This is a genomic window from Mesorhizobium sp. ISC25 (assembly GCF_042295465.1).
Taxonomy (GTDB): Bacteria; Pseudomonadota; Alphaproteobacteria; order Rhizobiales; family Rhizobiaceae; genus Mesorhizobium.
Map to the genome: position 1 here is coordinate 5,061,964 of NZ_CP135441.1, position 16,362 is coordinate 5,078,325.

General features: G+C 59.4%; 11 protein-coding genes and 7 pseudogenes. 9 read left to right on the top strand and 9 right to left on the bottom strand.

The window, feature by feature from the left end; all coding sequences use genetic code 11:
• Positions 1–265: 265 nt before the first annotated feature.
• The 3 genes and pseudogenes from RQ479_RS24845 to RQ479_RS24855 all read right to left on the bottom strand — a co-directional run.
• The gene (locus RQ479_RS24845; protein WP_376702828.1) at positions 266–895 is read right to left on the bottom strand and encodes a hypothetical protein; all 630 of its coding nucleotides are present in this window, start codon (positions 893–895) and stop codon (positions 266–268) included.
• Positions 892–993 (bottom strand): helix-turn-helix transcriptional regulator, encoded by a 102-nt coding sequence (locus RQ479_RS24850; protein ID WP_376706012.1) that lies wholly within the window; start codon positions 991–993, stop codon positions 892–894. The genes RQ479_RS24845 and RQ479_RS24850 overlap by 4 nt, the downstream gene beginning before the upstream one ends.
• Positions 970–1,170: pseudogene (locus RQ479_RS24855) on the bottom strand (hypothetical protein); the annotation flags it as partial. The gene RQ479_RS24850 and the pseudogene RQ479_RS24855, both read right to left, overlap by 24 nt.
• Positions 1,171–1,495: 325 nt before the next feature.
• On the opposite strand from RQ479_RS24855, the gene RQ479_RS24860 reads away from it, so the two are divergent.
• Positions 1,496–1,837 carry a hypothetical protein gene (locus RQ479_RS24860; RefSeq protein WP_376702829.1) on the top strand — a complete coding sequence of 114 codons (342 nt, stop codon included), beginning with the start codon at positions 1,496–1,498 and terminating at the stop codon, positions 1,835–1,837.
• Positions 1,838–2,149: 312 nt separating this feature from the next.
• Positions 2,150–4,081 carry a potassium transporter Kup gene (locus tag RQ479_RS24865; RefSeq protein WP_128290238.1) on the top strand — a complete coding sequence of 644 codons (1,932 nt, stop codon included), beginning with the start codon at positions 2,150–2,152 and terminating at the stop codon, positions 4,079–4,081.
• Positions 4,082–5,366: 1,285 nt separating this feature from the next.
• Here the strand turns inward: RQ479_RS24865 and RQ479_RS24870 are convergent.
• A pseudogene (locus RQ479_RS24870) lies at positions 5,367–5,753 on the bottom strand (aldehyde dehydrogenase family protein); the annotation flags it as partial.
• Positions 5,754–6,479: 726 nt separating this feature from the next.
• Here RQ479_RS24870 and RQ479_RS24875 point away from each other — a divergent pair.
• On the top strand, positions 6,480–6,818 hold the full coding sequence (locus RQ479_RS24875; RefSeq protein ID WP_063169282.1) for a helix-turn-helix transcriptional regulator: 339 nt from the start codon (positions 6,480–6,482) through the stop codon (positions 6,816–6,818).
• Positions 6,808–8,124, top strand: coding sequence for a type II toxin-antitoxin system HipA family toxin (locus RQ479_RS24880; protein ID WP_128290220.1), 1,317 nt, complete (start codon positions 6,808–6,810; stop codon positions 8,122–8,124). The genes RQ479_RS24875 and RQ479_RS24880 overlap by 11 nt, the downstream gene beginning before the upstream one ends.
• 580 nt (positions 8,125–8,704) lie before the next feature.
• Here RQ479_RS24880 and RQ479_RS24885 read toward each other — a convergent pair.
• Positions 8,705–8,977 (bottom strand): hypothetical protein, encoded by a 273-nt coding sequence (locus RQ479_RS24885; protein ID WP_095486041.1) that lies wholly within the window; start codon positions 8,975–8,977, stop codon positions 8,705–8,707.
• 586 nt (positions 8,978–9,563) lie between these two features.
• On the opposite strand from RQ479_RS24885, the pseudogene RQ479_RS24890 reads away from it, so the two are divergent.
• The 3 genes and pseudogenes from RQ479_RS24890 to RQ479_RS24900 form a co-directional block, all read left to right on the top strand.
• Positions 9,564–10,100, top strand: a pseudogene (locus tag RQ479_RS24890) (IS21 family transposase); the annotation flags it as partial.
• Between the two features lie 7 nt (positions 10,101–10,107).
• Positions 10,108–10,421: pseudogene (locus RQ479_RS24895) on the top strand (ATP-binding protein); the annotation flags it as partial.
• Positions 10,422–10,613: 192 nt separating this feature from the next.
• Entirely contained in the window at positions 10,614–11,243 is a 630-nt protein-coding gene (locus RQ479_RS24900; protein WP_376702830.1) for a hypothetical protein, read from the top strand.
• On the opposite strand, the gene RQ479_RS24905 is transcribed toward RQ479_RS24900, so the two are convergent.
• The 3 genes and pseudogenes from RQ479_RS24905 to RQ479_RS24915 all read right to left on the bottom strand — a co-directional run.
• Positions 11,209–11,337 carry a hypothetical protein gene (locus RQ479_RS24905; protein WP_135907184.1) on the bottom strand — a complete coding sequence of 43 codons (129 nt, stop codon included), beginning with the start codon at positions 11,335–11,337 and terminating at the stop codon, positions 11,209–11,211. The genes RQ479_RS24900 and RQ479_RS24905 overlap by 35 nt on opposite strands.
• A 51-nt stretch (positions 11,338–11,388) precedes the next feature.
• Positions 11,389–11,454: pseudogene (locus RQ479_RS24910) on the bottom strand (hypothetical protein); the annotation flags it as partial.
• A gap of 763 nt (positions 11,455–12,217) precedes the next feature.
• Positions 12,218–12,537 (bottom strand): annotated as a pseudogene (locus RQ479_RS24915) (IS256 family transposase); the annotation flags it as partial.
• Between the two features lie 642 nt (positions 12,538–13,179).
• Between RQ479_RS24915 and RQ479_RS24920 the strand changes: the two are divergent.
• Together RQ479_RS24920 and RQ479_RS24925 are read left to right on the top strand one after the other, a co-directional pair.
• Positions 13,180–13,350 (top strand): annotated as a pseudogene (locus RQ479_RS24920) (transcriptional regulator domain-containing protein); the annotation flags it as partial.
• Between the two features lie 115 nt (positions 13,351–13,465).
• Positions 13,466–13,981 carry a DUF2285 domain-containing protein gene (locus RQ479_RS24925; protein ID WP_245486876.1) on the top strand — a complete coding sequence of 172 codons (516 nt, stop codon included), beginning with the start codon at positions 13,466–13,468 and terminating at the stop codon, positions 13,979–13,981.
• Positions 13,982–14,766: 785 nt separating this feature from the next.
• Here RQ479_RS24925 and RQ479_RS24930 read toward each other — a convergent pair.
• Positions 14,767–16,224 carry an NAD-dependent succinate-semialdehyde dehydrogenase gene (locus RQ479_RS24930; RefSeq protein ID WP_376702831.1) on the bottom strand — a complete coding sequence of 486 codons (1,458 nt, stop codon included), beginning with the start codon at positions 16,222–16,224 and terminating at the stop codon, positions 14,767–14,769.
• Between the last annotated feature and the right edge of the window lie 138 nt (positions 16,225–16,362).

A 16,362-nucleotide genomic window follows, 5' to 3' on the forward strand; every position in this document is an offset into this window, starting at 1 on the left:
TTTACTGGCGACGAGACACAAGATGTGCCCAAATTGCCACCAGACCGTCACCTGCGATGAGTTTCGGCAACTGATTTTGTCCTTTCAATCGTCGCCACTTCCTGGCCGCGGCCAACATGGGCCACTCGAAGGCAGCAGACTGGCGGCTATATGGACGGGCTGTGAGCCCGCACCGGAGACATTGGCGAAATCTACGATCTCTATAGCAACGTCAAGGAGAAGCGCGAGGTGTTGCAGATGTGGTCAAATCACATCGAATGGCTGATCAAGCAGGCTGCGGATGACGCTCTGGCGGCGTAGCTGCTGGCATGGGCGGAAGATGCGGCGCAACAATCGTCAGAGCCTCATCGAATTGGAGATCATGCTTGACCAGCAAATGCGCGGCCAATGCTTCGATGGCCGACCAGTGATCGAGTACTAGCCGGGCCGTGCGATCTTCGATCCGCCCCCAATCGGGGCGGCGCGGCATCAGGAACCGCAACTCACCATAGATTCGCTTGGCATCCGCGTAGTCGCTGCTCCCCTCATTCCCATCGGACGCATTCATCGCCATATCGCGCGGGTCCAGATAGCCTTCGAATGCGGATTCTGCAAAAGGACCTGCCAGACACGCAACTATCTCCCGGATCGCTTCATCGCGTTGGAAATGTCGATCCATATCGTTCTCGAAAATCGGCTTTCGCTCCGAGGTGAATCCTTGCGCTGAATAGAAAACCGTGCCTTCGACAAAACCACCGCACTCTCCGTCACCGGCGTCGGGGTAAATACTAACACTTGAGAAAGCAGGGAGTTCACGGTCGTCGTCGAACATCTGACGGTGCAAAACGATGGCGGCCACCGCGGGCCCGGCTTCGTGATGCGCCACAAGCGGCAGATATTGGGAGGCTACATTCATGCGGTGCGGCTCTCAGGTCTAGTTTCCATCCAAGCCCTGATATCGGATTCAAGCCATGCGACTCGGCCGGGGGAGATGCGACGCCGCTTAGGGAACAGGCCTGCCTTCAGAGTCGCGCGGTCGCGCTCGAACTGCGTTCCACTGAAGTGCTTCAGGGTCTTTGCCGACTGGCCGGCGGCCCAGGCAAGTGCCCGCTCGCCTTCCACATCTTCAAGCCAAAGATAGAGATCGTCGTCGGGAGCATCCAGCGTTGGACGGACATCAAATGCGTTCATGTCCGGACAGCCTTCAGAAAGAAGGGATAGAGGCTTCCGTTTGATCGGGAACGCTTAGTGTTGGTAGCGGCGCCCACATGTTCGAAAAGCGTGATCATTGATGAGTTCTTCCAGTCGGTGCGGCATCGCAGTGCTTTTGCGCATAGGACCGCAATTGTCGTGCCAACTGGGAAAATCGTTTCGGAACAACGCGATCGCTCTGGCAGCGTTGTGTCAGATGTCCGACATCGTCAAGAATCCGACAACGAGTGCTCCTCCTAATCACCGGATCAACCTCCGGCGCCAGTCGGTGACACCGCATTCCTCTGTCTTTCCAGGAGACGGCGTGGACATCAATGCCGTTCCTCACCGAACCCGCCTCCTAGCCCTTCGCCCATACGTCACGGCCGCCCCCCGGTTTGGCTTCAACCTGAAGGATTACGGCGTCCTCTTCGCAGAGAAGATCGGGTTGTTCGTGGCGCGCGCAGCGGAGCCAAGGAGCTTTTCTGGGTTGCGGATACTGGCATGTCGATATTGCGACCGTGTGTCCTTCGACAAGCTTGGTGGCTTCTTCAACCAGAATCTCGCCGCGGAAATCGAATCGTTATCTGCGCCGCAAAGTGCGGCCGGTGAGCGGCGTGGCCCTGCGTTCCAGTTGGCCACGGTCCTCGCTGGGACGAGCAAGTAAATGGCTTGCGCAGCAACGGTGCGATCACACCTGGAGCACGGCGTCATCAGGAAAGCGCCATCCTTGTGCGCCCACGACACCCTGGTCGCCATCGGCCGCATCGCGGGGGGGGGGGGCACTGTGGGCGATAACCATTCATTGATCTGGGCGATTGAGGGTTCTGCCGGGGCGCTATTGCTGCTCGGTAGGGCTGCGGGCTGGCGAGTCTACCAAGGCGAGCAACGACAGGCGAGACGGCAGACATTACGTGACGGAACTTGATATTGCAGTGCAGCAAGCGTAGAGCACCGCGCGCTTATCGGAGTGTCGTCCATGGCCCTTACCAATGCTGGTAACGAGGCAGAACCTGTCGAACAATCGAGCCATTCTGAGGTCGAGCAGCACAGCACCAAGGCGCTGATGTTGGGCGCACTAGGTGTCGTTTATGGCGATATAGGCACCAGCCCGATCTATGCATTTCGCGAGGCGTTGCATGCATCAGCGGGTGGCAACGTCGCCAGCCGTGGCGACATCCTCGGCGTACTCTCGCTGATCATCTGGTCCCTGACGATCACCGTGACGATCAAATACATCATGTTCGTGCTCCGCGCCGACAATCGAGGCGAGGGCGGAGTGCTGTCGCTTATGGCGCTGGCGCGCAACAGTTTCCCGACCTGCTCTGCGGTGATCCTCGGCATCGGCATCGGCATCGGCATCGTCGGCGCGGCGCTTTTTTTTGGCGACGCCGTCATTACGCCGGCAATCTCGGTACTGTCGGCGGTCGAAGGTATGAATGTCGTCACGCCGACGTTCCAGCCCTATGTGGTGCCGCTGACACTGGCCATCCTGGCGATCGTGTTTGCGGTACAGCGGTTTGGCACCGGCGGCGTAGGATTGGTGTTCGGACCCGTTACCGCGCTGTGGTTCCTGGCCATCGGCCTTTCCGGGCTCAACCACATCATGGACGACCCGGAAATCCTGCTGGCAATCAGCCCGCATTACATCGTGTCGTTCCTGGTCAACTCGCCTGACGTCGCCTTCGTTACGGTTGGTGCAGTCTTCCTCGCCGTCACCGGAGCCGAGGCGCTCTACGCCGACCTCGGCCATTTCGGCCGCAAGCCGATCGTGCTCGCCTGGCTGGCGATCGTGTTCCCTTGTCTGTTGCTCAATTATGTCGGGCAAGGCGCCTTCGTGCTGGCAAATGGCGGCGTTGTCGGTCATCCGTTCTTCGAGATGAACCAGGGCTGGACGCTTATTCCGATGGTCGTGCTTGCCACGGCGGCGACCGTGATCGCCTGCCAGGCGGTGATCTCCGGCGCCTTTTCGCTGACCAGGCAAGCGGTACAGCTCAACATGCTGCCGCGTTTCGTCATCCAGCACACGTCGGAAAAACAGTCGGGCCAGATCTATCTGCCGCGCATCAACCTGATGCTGGCGCTGGTGGTGATGCTGCTGGTGGTCGGCTTCGGCGAATCCAGCCGGCTGGCCTCGGCCTACGGTATTTCGGTGACCGGCAATATGCTGGTGACGAACATACTGCTTTTTGTTGTGATGACGCGCATCTGGAAATGGCCGCTCGGCGTCGCGATAGCCTTAATGGCGGTGTTCGTCTTCATCGATACCGGCTTCTTTGCAGCTAACGTCGTCAAGGTATTCGAAGGCGGCTGGGCCTCGCTTGCCATTGCCGCAGTGATCGTGATGACCATGTGGACTTGGATAAGAGGCAGCAGGTATCTATTTGACAAGACGCGCAGGAACGAGATTCCGCTCGATTTCCTTGCGGGCAATCTGTTGAAGAAGAAACCGCAGCTGGTGTCCGGTACGGCCGTGTTCCTGACCAGCGATCCCGCCAGTGCGCCGACCGCATTGATGCACAGCCTGAAGCACTACAAGGCGCTGCACGAACAGAACGTCATCCTCTCTGTGGTGACGGCGCAGCAGCCCGTGGTGCCCGACAGCGAGCGGATCAAGATGGAAACGATCAATGAGCTGTTCATGCGGGTGACACTGACCTTCGGCTACATGGAACAGCCTAACATCCCGCGTGCGCTGGCGATCTGCCGCAAACAGGGTTGGAAGTTCGACATCATGACGACGTCCTTCTTCCTGTCGCGTCGCTCGCTCAAGGCGTCACCCAACTCCGGCATGCCGGTGTGGCAGGACAAGCTGTTCATCGGCTTGGCGCGCACGGCCGCCGACGCGACGGAGTATTTCCAGATCCCGACCGGACGTGTGGTCGAGATCGGAACGCAAGTGGCCGTTTAGGTATGCCCGGTTAAGCAGAATCAATCGGCATTTCGCGAGCCGGTGAATGCCTGACCGGACGGAGGCCACGATGCTTGCGCAAAACTGGGGTCCGGTTCCAGGTCCGAAGCTTCCGGCCCCGAAAGCCGTCCTTTACGCCTGCGATCATTTCCGTTCCGCATTGTCTTGCCGACCCACCAGTCGAGATGCGCTGAAACGACCTCGCCGGCCAGCAACTTATCATTTGAACGTAATCGATGTGCCGCAAGTCCGACCTTCATTCTTCAGTTCACAGGCTAGCGTTGCCAAAATCGGCGTGCCGCCTAACCGGCGCCGCACCGTGACTTGTCAGGATGCTATGCAGGCGCGAGGCAGAAGCTGGCTCGAGGCCGCCGGCCTGGTGCTGGTCCGGCAGCGGCCGGGCTCGGCCAAAGGCTTCATGTTCCTCTGGAGGATGAGACGGGGTGCGGCAAACGTCGTCGTCTGGGTCAAGATCTCTCGAGAAATTCCGGCGCGTGCTTCTTGCTTCGGCCATGCTCGGCGTCCGCGGACGCGTCCGGGGGAAGAGGAGGTGGTGCACCTCTTCACCCACGAGCTGACCGATCTGTCGGCCGGGCTGGCCAGCGTGGGAAACCGCAAGACGCCGTTTCCGTTGCCGCACGGCCGAGGGACGAGGCTCATCACGGCGGATCGGGCATCGATCCGCGCGGCATGCCGAAGGGCGCGACATCGTCGATGCAGTATGACCATATCGACCCTATCAAGTTCAAGACGCGTAACTTCCGGTAGCGCTTCCGGAGGCCACTTCAGCAGCATGTTGTGCACACTTTTGTCGGACCCTGTTAACTGCCGATTGGCAGCAGGTCACCCCGTGCCGGATCCCAAATGTCGTCGCTCTCAAGCGCAACGACTGCCCGCACCTTTTTAAGTCAGCGAGCACCTCCACCGCCGGACGCCGCCACGTTTCCTGAGCCGCGGCGTAACGGGTGTATTTGTGACTGTCCGGCTCAAACCACTTCAACGATTCCAAAGTAGCCATGGCGTCGCCCTTGCGGCTGCGCGTGATGCGAATGATCGTGATCCCATCCTCAGCGCTCGCGTCGAATGGAGACACGCTGCCAACGCTTCATCTGCTCTACCCCATCTTTGTTCCAAGGCGGTCGGATCATCTCAATGAGCCCTGCCTCGGGGTGGCCAAAGCATGCATATTTATCGTTCGGCCCCGCATCGAATTATCATCTGCGATGTGGGACTCGATCTTGGGTTGGCGACGGCTTCGCTCCGGGAGTAGACGTCGGACCACTGATAAGTGCCGGACCTTCTTCACAAATTTCTCGGCGGACTCATCGTGAACGCTCGATTGGACGTAAATGCGGTTCGCGGAAACGCAGGTCTGGCCGGCATTGCGGAACTTCGCCTGGACCGCACCGTCAACAGCACCGTCAATGTCGGCATCATCGAAGATGATGAAAGGTGCATTGCCGCCGGGTTCAAGGCTGACCTTCTTGATCTGGTCAGAGCACTGACGCATCAGCAGCCGTCCGACCTCGTTCGAACCGGTAAAGCTGATCTTTCGAATCTTGGAATTGGTGCAGAGTTCACGGCCCACGCGATCACCTTCGGACGCATAGATCAGGTTGACCACGCCATCGGGAAAGCAGGCCTGATGGGCGAGAGCAAACATTGCACCTAACCACGCCACGATAAGATCGAGCGCGGCTTCGTTGCGTGCGGGTCTGTGGTCAGTGGAGGGCGGAGGAAAAGCGCTCGGCGTGCTCGCCCTCGCGATACCACTGGTTCGCGCCGGCAAGCGCCAGTTTCTGAGGCAAATCGCCGAACAGCTGGTAGAGCCTTACTCTCAGGGCTTGGCATCTATGTCGCCTACGACCGCCACATGCAGCCCGTCGCTTGCGAAAGCGGCTTTGTGGAAGGCGCTTAGATCGGAGGGCGTTACGCTAGTCAGGCTCCCTTGGGCGGTCTCGAATACGGATGCGTGCCGTAGATTCCGCGCCGCCAGGCCAGCTCGGCGATCGCATGAGGTTCGCGCTCATTGGCAATGATTTCGGAGAGAAGCTGGGCGCGTATGCGGTCGAAAAGTGCTGGTGTAGCCGGCTGCGGGTCCCGCCACCGAGAATGTCGGCCAGCAGTCGAGCGCCGCGGCCTCGCACCAGGGACCGCCCATGAATGACTCATGCGAGGCGTCTCAAGGCTGTCCGCGATCCAGCGCCAGATCTCCGCCTCGCCCGAGACGCGCAGAGCTGGCCGGTTGTGCAGGAGCCGTAGGCAATATCCGCCTTCCTCGTTCGGATGGGTAACGCTTGCGATACGGAGTCTTGACTTTGGGAGTCGCTCTGTGACATTACCTATATAAAGGTCGAAAGAAGGCGATATGGATCATGCATAGGTCACAGAGACCCGAATGAAGGCAACGTATAAACGCACCTATTCGCGCTACGCGATGGAAGCGCTTGGCCTTTTCGGTAAGACCATCCGGCTTGGCCGGATGCAGCACCGGTTAACCGCACAGGAGTTAGCCGAGAGAATCGGTGTTTCACGCAGCACCCTGCAGCGCATCGAGAAGGGCGATCCCAAAGTCGAAATCGGACTGATGTTCGAAGCTGCTGCCATTGTCGGTGTGAAGCTGTTCGATGCCGACGGCAATGGCATCACAGCCCTCACAGGCCGCATGGACGATCGCATCGCGCTGCTGCCGAAGCACGTCTACAAGGCCGGCAAGCAGATCGTCGATGAGTTCTAAGGTCCCCAAGTACGACGAAGCCTATGTCTGGGTCTGGCTGCCGGGCGAGACCGCGCCGGTTGTCGCCGGGCGGCTATATGCCCATGACGGACTCGTCAGCTTCAACTATGGCAGGAGCTTTCGTGAACTGGGCAGCGCGATCCCGCTTTATCTCCCGGAACTGCCCCTGAAGGCAGGCGAATTGCCTTTGCTTCCTGGCCTAACCATGCCGGGATGCATCCGCGATGCTGCCCCTGATGCCTGGGGACGACGGGTTATCCTAAACCGCAAATTCGGTGTGAAGGGCGATGAAATCGCGCGGCTCGATATTTCAGAACTGACGTTCTTGCTGGAATCAGGCTCGGACCGCATCGGCGCGCTCGATTTTCAGTTTTCGCCCACGCATTACGAGCCGCGCGCACTGGCCAATGCCACTCTCGAAGAGCTTGTCCAATCGGCGGAGCGGGTAGAGAAAGGTATTCCGCTCACCCCCGAATTAGATCAGGCGCTGCATCACGGCAGCTCGATCGGCGGCGCAAGGCCAAAGGCGCTGATCGAGGATGACGCCGTCAAGCATGTCGCGAAATTTTCCTCGTCTGCCGACCTTTACAGCGTCGTCAAAGGAGAATTCATAGCCATGCGGCTTGCCGCCTTGTGCGGCATCAGAGCGGCATCCGTCTCGCTCGTTCGCGCCGCAGGCAACGACGTGTTGCTCGTCGAGCGATTCGACCGGATCAAGGTCACGGGCGGCTGGCAACGCAAATCCATGGTCTCAGCGCTGACGATGCTCGCGCTCGATGAGATGATGGCGCGTTACGCCAGCTACCAGGATTTGGCGGAGATCATTCGCCACCGATTCACCGCGCCGTCGGAAACTCTGCGCGAGTTGTTCAGCCGCATTGTCTTCAACATACTTTGCGGCAACACCGACGATCATGCCCGCAACCATGCGGCATTCTGGGACGGCGCTAAGCTCACCCTCACGCCTGCGTACGATATTTGTCCGCAGGCCCGCAGTGGCCAGGAGGCCAGCCAGGCCATGCTCATCAGCGGCAATAACCGCATGAGCCGGATAGCGTCCTGCCTTGAAGCGGCGCATCACTTCCTGCTCAGCGCGCCGGAAGCTCTTGCGATTGTTGAAGGCCAGCTCCGATGCATTGCGGAGAATTGGCCGCGTGTCAGCGAGGAAGCTACGCTATCCGGCACAGATCGCAATCTGTTCTGGGGCCGACAGTTCCTCAATCCCTACGCTTTTACGGCGCTGGAAGGAAGCGCCGACGTTCTCCGCGCTCTGGCTGACGAACTACGCAACAGTGTTCACGCCTGATCCGGCGCTGGATTTCGGACAAGCTCGGCAAGCGCAAGACGCCCACAATATCGACAACCCTTGCCGGCAGGACGAAGATTGAACAAACGGCTCTTCAACAGTGACAACGTGCACTGCGGAGAGATGTGGAGCTGACACCGCAAAAGCCCAAGACGCGCGACTTCCCGCGATACAACTCCACATAACTGAGCGTCTACAAGCGGTGCAGCCAGCCAAACATCCAGCCATCAAAGCGATGATCGTCTGATCTTTTGCCGATGACATCACGTCGGGGAAGACTTGTTCGAGCGCTTGCCGCTTCATATCGATACCGGCCTGGGCGTAGCGCATCGTTAGTTCAGCCCGAGTGGCCTGGCCATCGACTGATGGTGGCGATGTCAACACCCGCCTTGACGAGGTGGATGCCGTCGTGTCCCGCAAAGGGCGATGATGGATGCTTTTTTCCGCCAGGGTGGTTCCTTCGCCCGCAGCCATGTGTGCGCAGCAAGTATCGAACACCGAACCGGGTGAGCAGTGTGGGGCGGTCGTTGCTTTGCTCGGCGGGACAGGGCGATACCAGACGAAGGTCACAATCGAAGATTCAGGATCCCTGAACTCGGGCATCCGTATTGAACATCAGCGAAAACAGAGCGTAATCCCGCTGTCCAGAAGGCGTGCGGCGGTCGATACGCGCCAGGACGCTCTTGATTTCCGGGCTCATCGAGATATTCGACAGGTGCCACCCACGCGCCCTCTTGAAGGGAAGTGTCACCACCAGTTGCAGCGTATCCATATATTCGGGGTGCTCCGAAATCAGGAACCGCGCAAAGGCATGCATCGCCGCCAGCCTTGCATTGCGGGTCGCAACTGCCACGCTCGACCTCAAGTGATGTGAGAAAGCTGCCCATCCTCTCGGTATTGATGTCGGAGACCGCTTCTTTCAAGGATATCTTCCCGCTCTCCCGCGGCATGAGCCCGTGGCATGCTTCGGCCCAATGCTGTGGATTGATGTTTCTTCATGCAACAACCTCGCTGACGAGACCGCCGAAAGCCCCTTCAAAGCGGTCGGTGGCGATCTCTCGCAGCTTTGGAAGGTAGTGCATTGATTTTTCGTGGAATGGGGACCCTGTTTAAAGGGCGATTTTCGTCCAAACGGGACCCCTTAACGATGGGGTCATCAAGATGCCTCCGGCTTGATCGGAGGCATTTGTGTTTTGGATGTTGGTTTTAGAGACGATTGCAAAGATACGTCGGCTGTCGCTGGTCCAGGGGAAGTCGATCAAAGCGATCTGCCGTGAGCTGAAGATGTCGCGCAAGGTGGTGCGCAAGGTCCTGCGTTCTGAGGAGACGCAGTTCCGCTACGAGCGCAAGCACCAGCCCTATCCCCGCATGGGAGCTCGGCGTGAGACGCGGGACCGGCTGCTGTCGGCGAATGCGGCCAAGCCGCAGCGGGAGCGGCTGCCGGTCGCTTCGACGGCTTCCATTGCATTCCCCCGTCGCTGTCGAAGACCTGCACGGTGCGCTTCGACAACAACAAATACTCGGTGCTGTCGAGTGCCGTCGGTCGGCCCATCGAGATCCATGCTTATGTCGATCGGATCGCATCCGCCAGAGGATGGCGTGGTCGTGGGAGAACACGTTCGCTCCTTTGGCCGCAACGAGGTCGTCTACGATCCCTGGCACACGGCGCGCGCCGTTCCTTGGCTGGGTCGTGCGGTCGGCAATGGAGAAGGTGCGGCGCAGCTCAAGGCGGTTGATGACGCCGACCGGCAGATGGTGTTGATCCTCACCTGGGTGCTGACCGACGGATTGAGCGCGGTCGAGGCCGCCTGTCAGGAAGCCATCGAGCACGGTGCATCGTCGGCGCCGGTGATCCTCAACATCCTGGCCCGCAGCCGCGATCCGGCGCCGGGCACGATCCTTTCCATTCCCCAAGCGCTGAAGCTAGCTCACGAGCGGTCGCCGACTGCACCCGCTATGACAGTCTCAGGAGGACAAACAGCCATGGAACGCACCGAGGTACTGGAACTGATGGGAGCGCTGAAGCTCTACGGAATGCGCAGAGCCTATGACGAGATCATGGGCGCGTCGCCATCAAGCGACGGCACGAGCCGCCCAGGATTGTCGGTGATCTCTTGCAGGCCGAGATATCGGAGAAGCAGGCCCGCTCCATCAAATACCAGTTCGCTGTCGCCAAGTTGCCGCTGGCCAAGGACATCGACGACTTCCACTTCGCCGACACGCCGGTCACCCCCTGATGCGCGATCTCGCCCGGCCGCGCCTTCGTCGCCGATCAGCGCAACATCGTCCTGGTCGGCCGCCTTCACGGGTCACCCAACTCGCGCGGAAGGTCGACCGCATTGCGACGGGCGCGTGTCGACTTCCCAACAATGTCAGACAGGAGACGCAACGCTATCGGAGCGATCGCATTGCCCGAAACGATTTTCCCAGTTGGCACGACAATTGCGGTCCTATGCGCAAAAGCAAACTAGACCTGAGAGCCGCACCGCATGAATGTAGCCTCCCAATATCTGCCGCTTGTGGTGCATCACGAAGCCGGGCACGCGGTGGCCGCCATCGTTTTGCACCGTCAGACGTTCGACGACGACCGTGAACTCCCTGCTTTCTCAAGTGTTAGTATTTACCCCGACGTCGGTGACGGAGAGTGCGGTGGTGTTGTCGAAGGCGCGGGTTTTTATTCAGCGCAAGGATTCACCTCGAAGCGAAAGCCGATTTTCGAGGACGATATGGATCGATGTTTGGAACGCGATGATGCGATCCGGGAGATAGTTGCGTGTCTGGCAGGTCCTTTTGCAGAATCCGCATTCGAAGGCTATCTGGACCCGCGCGATATGGCGATGAATGCGTCCGATGGGAATGAGGGGAGCAGCGACTACGCGGATGCCAAGCGAATCTATGGTGAGTTGCGGTTCCTGATGCCGCGCCGCCCCGATTGGGGGCGGATCGAAGATTGCACGGCCCGGCTAGTACTCGATCACTGGTCGGCCATCGAAGCATTGGCCGCGCATTTGCTGGTCAAGCATGATCTCCAATTCGATGAGGCTCTGACGATTGTTGCGCCGCATCTTCCGCCCATGCCAGCAGCTACGCCGCCAGAGCGTCATCCGCAGCCTGCTTGATCAGCCATTCGATGTGATTTGACCACATCTGCAACACCTCGCGCTTCTCCTTGACGTTGCTATAGAGATTGTAGATTTCGCCAATGTCTGTCAAGGACGCCGCCTTGTGATTCAGTATGTGCTCGATGACGTGTGGCAATACCTGCCGCCTGCCGAGATTTGTCGCGAGCGTCCTGCGCAGATCGTGAAGGGTCCAGTTCTCCAAAGCCACCCCGTCAGTATTGACCTTGCCGTCTAGAGCCTTCTTGCCCTTCGCGTAGCCTGAGAAGTGGCTTCTTTCGTTGCCCCTCGCAGGGAAAAAAACGTGTCATTGGTCTTCGGTACCGTCTGGGGGACCGACACCGCCAGTGTGGACAGCGGAATAAGCGTAGGCTCTTCGTTCTTCGTGCGGTCACCCGATAGTTCCATGTTCCGGCTTCAAGGTTGAGGACCAACGCATCGCGGCAACTTCCGTACGCCTCTGTCCGGTCAGAATGAGCAGCTTGACGATGGAGCCGAACGAATAGCCGATATCGCCCGGTTCGGGCTCACAGCCCGTTCATATAGCCGCCAGTTCGGCATCGTTCACCACTCGCTTGCGCTTGACGATCGGGGCCGGATCCGGATTTTCCAATCCCTCGCGGGGAAACCGCGGATGAGCCGTTGCGGCGGTTTGCGACACCAGTTGAAAAATGCCCGCATACACCAGAAGGCCGTGTTAGCCGCTTGCGGGTGACCCCCGGCGACGATCTTCTTGGTGATGTTAGCAATGTCGGTGTCGATCACATGGTGGATAGAGCGACTCCCGAGGGCAGGCACAAGATACCGGTTCAGGCTGGCCTCGACCAGTGCGGTGTTTTGAGGGTCGTTACTCGGCGGCCTGGAGGTGACCGCCATCGCCGTCCTCGGTATCGTCAGCGCTGATATGCGCCTGATCGGCAAGGAAGGCTGGCAGTTCCGATGGAGCTATGCTGGAATTTGGGTGACGAGGCTGATCAAGCGGCGCTCTGCGGCTTCGTTTCGATGACCTGGATTCCGTCCAGGAACCGGCACCTGCGATGAGTTTCGGCAACTGATTTTGTCCTTTCAATCGTCGCCACTTCCTGGCCGCGGCCAACAGCTTGAAGACCATCAGCTGGGCGGTTTTCGAGGATAGCGAGCCCTTGGTACGCACCGTGCGATAGCGAACGGTTGCAAAGACGCTTTCGATGGGATTGGACGTTCGCAGATGATCCCAGTGTTGGGCGGGGAAATCGTAGAGCGCCAGCGACGCAATATGATCTTTCGTCAGGCAGTCGACCGCCTTGGCATACGCCTCGGCCTCCATCTCGATCGCATGTGCAAGCAATTTGCGCGCGCCGCTGCGAAGTACATCCGTCAGGGTATCATCGATTTCGTCGGGCTGACGAAGGCGAACAATGTGTTGATAGTCTCGTTCATGGCGTATCACTCTCCTTGAGAGGTACTGGCAGGCTTCATCACCCGCCTCGATACGCCGCTCTCCTCAAGCCGCCATCATCCAGTTTCCGCCATGGCTCCCCCTGATTGATCCGCTTCACCTGTGCAACTGCACAGGCTGCCCTAGCGGGGAGATTGGCCTCCAATGGCGAAAACTTGCCGCAGGAGACCCTCCGATGACCGTGCCTATGGCGCCGCCGCTACGACAACTTGCCGACAAGCAGCGTGCGATCCACTGCCGCGCTACTGCGCCTTCAAGGGACGTCTGGATCGCGACGCAGGAGCCGATGACCGTTACGGGATCAATTCCAGGTCGCGCTGGCCGTCGCTGTGCCAGTTCGACGGTCTGGTGGCAATTTGGGCACATCTTCTGTCGCCGACAGTGGCGATGGCTGACGCTTCAACGAAACGGGGTCTTCGACGTCTGCTGCCTTCGCCGATGCTTTGCGAAGTGGCATAATGTTTCGACTCACGCAGGCGCGGGCAGGGGATGTCAGTCATGAATCTCCTGACTGGCGCGGATCAGGCCGATTGGCGGGATGAAAGATCATACGACTACACCGCTGGCCTGACGCTGCGGGAGTGGGCTTGGGAGTTCTTACGCCGCAATCCAGCGTTCCAGCGCGATCTGACCGCTGCGCGCCAGCATTGCAAGACTTGGTCTCTCCAATCCTTTCTCGATATGGTCGCGTCGGCCGGCGACCTGTCACGCTGGGGTGTTCTGTTTCGCGGAGTCTTGTGGCCGCGCTTCGGTCGTATTCTGGTGTCCGCTCTGGTGCGTCCATGTGCTGCCGGTCATTGCGGAACGGTTGCCTGCCTCGTCGCCGACACCGCCGTTCGAACTCTCGGCATTGCCCTGTCGTGCAATCGTCCTGCTGGCGCCCGACAAGAGCCAGCATGTTCTTCTTCGCAATGCGGACCACGCGCTGCAGCTCGCCGTCTCGGGCGCGAATATCCTCCACCGTGTTTGCCTGCATACGCAAGCCATCTGGCCCGCGGTGCTTTTAAAGCATCGACTGAGGGGACTGGAGTGCCTCAATGCTCTCAGTCTAGGGCAACAGTTGCCCCCCCGCTTGTTTGCGCCGGAAAAGCGCGGCGTTCGTTTGTCCTTCGTTCTTCGTGCGCTCGACGGTTCGCTCGCCGGAGCACCTCATCGCGAGCTCGCCGAAGTTCTCATCGGTCAACGGCGCGTCCATGCCGACTGGGCGGATCCTCGCGATCATCTGCGCGACCGCATCCGTCGGGCCGTCTCGCGTGGCCGCGCGCTCATGAATGGTGGCTACAGAGATTTCCTAATTTGAAAAGCGACAGTCCGCGCTGTGCGTCGGTGGATGAACGTTCGCTCGCAGCTGTACCCGTCACCAACAGTTCGCCCGCCGACAGGACTGCATGGCGCCTTGCAAGTGCGCTCTGGTCTAGCTTGTCGATGCCGAAATGAGATGGGCGAGGGTGCCAAGGCGGTGGTTCATTAGGGCCGGCCTCGACCTGGACGCACATCATTGGTCGGAAAGCGGCGTGCACCGCAATGTCGCCATAGCAGCCAAGATCCTTTGAGTCCGGACCTGCAGTCCTGTTGGACCGGCGGGTGCAACAATATGGAGGGATTTGAGGCCTCACACCGTTCCCTGGTCGACAGCTCGGTCAGACATAGCACCCACCGCTTGATTATGGAAATGGTGTGCCTGGAGTGCAGCGAGTAGCGGCTTGCTGCGCACTGTCCTAAGAATAGCAGTCATGACCCGTCTGGGGGTCTGCAACACGACGATTCAACCGCTTGGGCATTGTCGCATATCCCACAATGTAGAATGCGCAACAGGGCAAAAGCTGATCCATCGGCGGTTTATCAATGCTTTTTGGCTTGGCACGGCACATGCAACGCAATCGGCAAAAGGCGCACGAACTGAGTGGCCCATCGGCCCTAGGAGCGCTGACTTATGCCCTCCCAAGGCATGTCCGGCCCGGCAGCGAGCTCAGTCTCCTGCCGGGCATCCGTGTTTCAGGTCAACGGCGTTTGGAACTTCCAATTAGGTGGCGGCATTGACCGCAGGCCGCCCCCCGGTGGGGCGGAGAGACAGTGCAGCAGGTTTCAAATCCCGCCCATGCAAAGATATTTCATTTCCAGATAGTCCTCGAGGCCATGACGGGAACCCTCCCGCCCGATGCCGGATTGTTTGATCCCGCCAAACGGTGCCGCCTCCGAGGACATGCGTCCCGTGTTGATGCCAACCATGCCATATTCCAGAGCCTCTGCCACACGCCAGACCCGCTTCAGGTTTGAGGCATAGAAGTATGCGGCGAGGCCGTAGATCGTGTCATTGGCCTCGCGCACGACCTGATCCGCATCGTTGAAGCGAATGATCGGCGCGAGCGGCCCGAATGTCTCCTCTTGCGCGACTGCCATGACGCTGGAAATCTCGGTGAGGACCGTGGGTTCGAAAAACGTGCCATTCTTGCCGATACGCTGGCCCCCGCATCGTATTGTGCCGCCTTTCGCAATGGCATCTGCGATGTGAGACTCGATCTTGGCCAGAGCATGCTTGTCGATGAGCGGTCCGATGTCCACTCCGGCATCGAATCCGTCGCCAACCGACAAGTGCCGGATTCTTTCCACGAATTTCTTGACGAACTCATCGTGAACGCTCGATTGGACGTAAATGCGGTTCGCGGAAACGCAGGTCTGGCCGGCATTGCGGAACTTCGCCTGGACCGCACCGTCAACAGCACCGTCAATGTCGGCATCATCGAAGATGATGAAAGGTGCATTGCCGCCGAGTTCAAGGCTGACCTTCTTGATCTGGTCAGAGCACTGACGCATCAGCAGCCGTCCGACCTCGGTCGAACCGGTGAAGCTGATCTTTCGAATCTTGGAATTGGTGCAGAGTTCACGGCCCACGCGATCACCTTCGGACGCATAGATCAGGTTGACCACGCCATCGGGAAAGCCGGCCTGATGGGCGAGGGCGAACATTGCGCCAGCCACAAGCGGCGTCTGTTCAGCGGGCTTGAGCACGATTGTGCAGCCCGCAGCCAAGGCCGGCGAGATTTTGCGCGCCACCATGGAGGCCGGGAAATTCCATGGCGTGATCGTGCCAACAACGCCGATGGGCTGCTTGATCACTAGCATTCGGCGGTCTGTCGAGGGTGCCGAGATCGTCTCCCCATAGACGCGATTGGCCTCCTCGGCATACCATTGCAGATACGCCGCCGCATGCGATACCTCTGAAATGGCTTCGGCAAGCGGCTTGCCCATTTCCGCAGTCAGAATCGCGGCGAGATCGCCTGCATGGTCGATGATCAGCTGATGCCATCGCCAAAGAACGTCGCTACGTTCTCGGGCCGTCAACGCGGCCCATCCCGACTGCGCAACATAGGCCTTGTCTACCGCAGCACGTGTCTCCTCCACGCCCATATCGGGAAGCTCTGCCAAAACTTCGCCGGTCGACGGATTGACGACCTCGAACGTCTTATTGCCAACTGGTCTGCCGAGTGCCGGCAGGCGGTCGATGGCTCCAAACAGGTGCGGGGATTTCAGACGGCGGATCATCGGCAGGCACAGGGGCAATACCGGATTCCTCCTCAACGCAGCGAACATCCAGGTCGACAGGCCGTCAGTGTGTATTCTGCACCAGTGGGTTCGTCGTAGGGCCTCGGCAAAGCAGCTGGTAGACCACGCTAGCCCGAT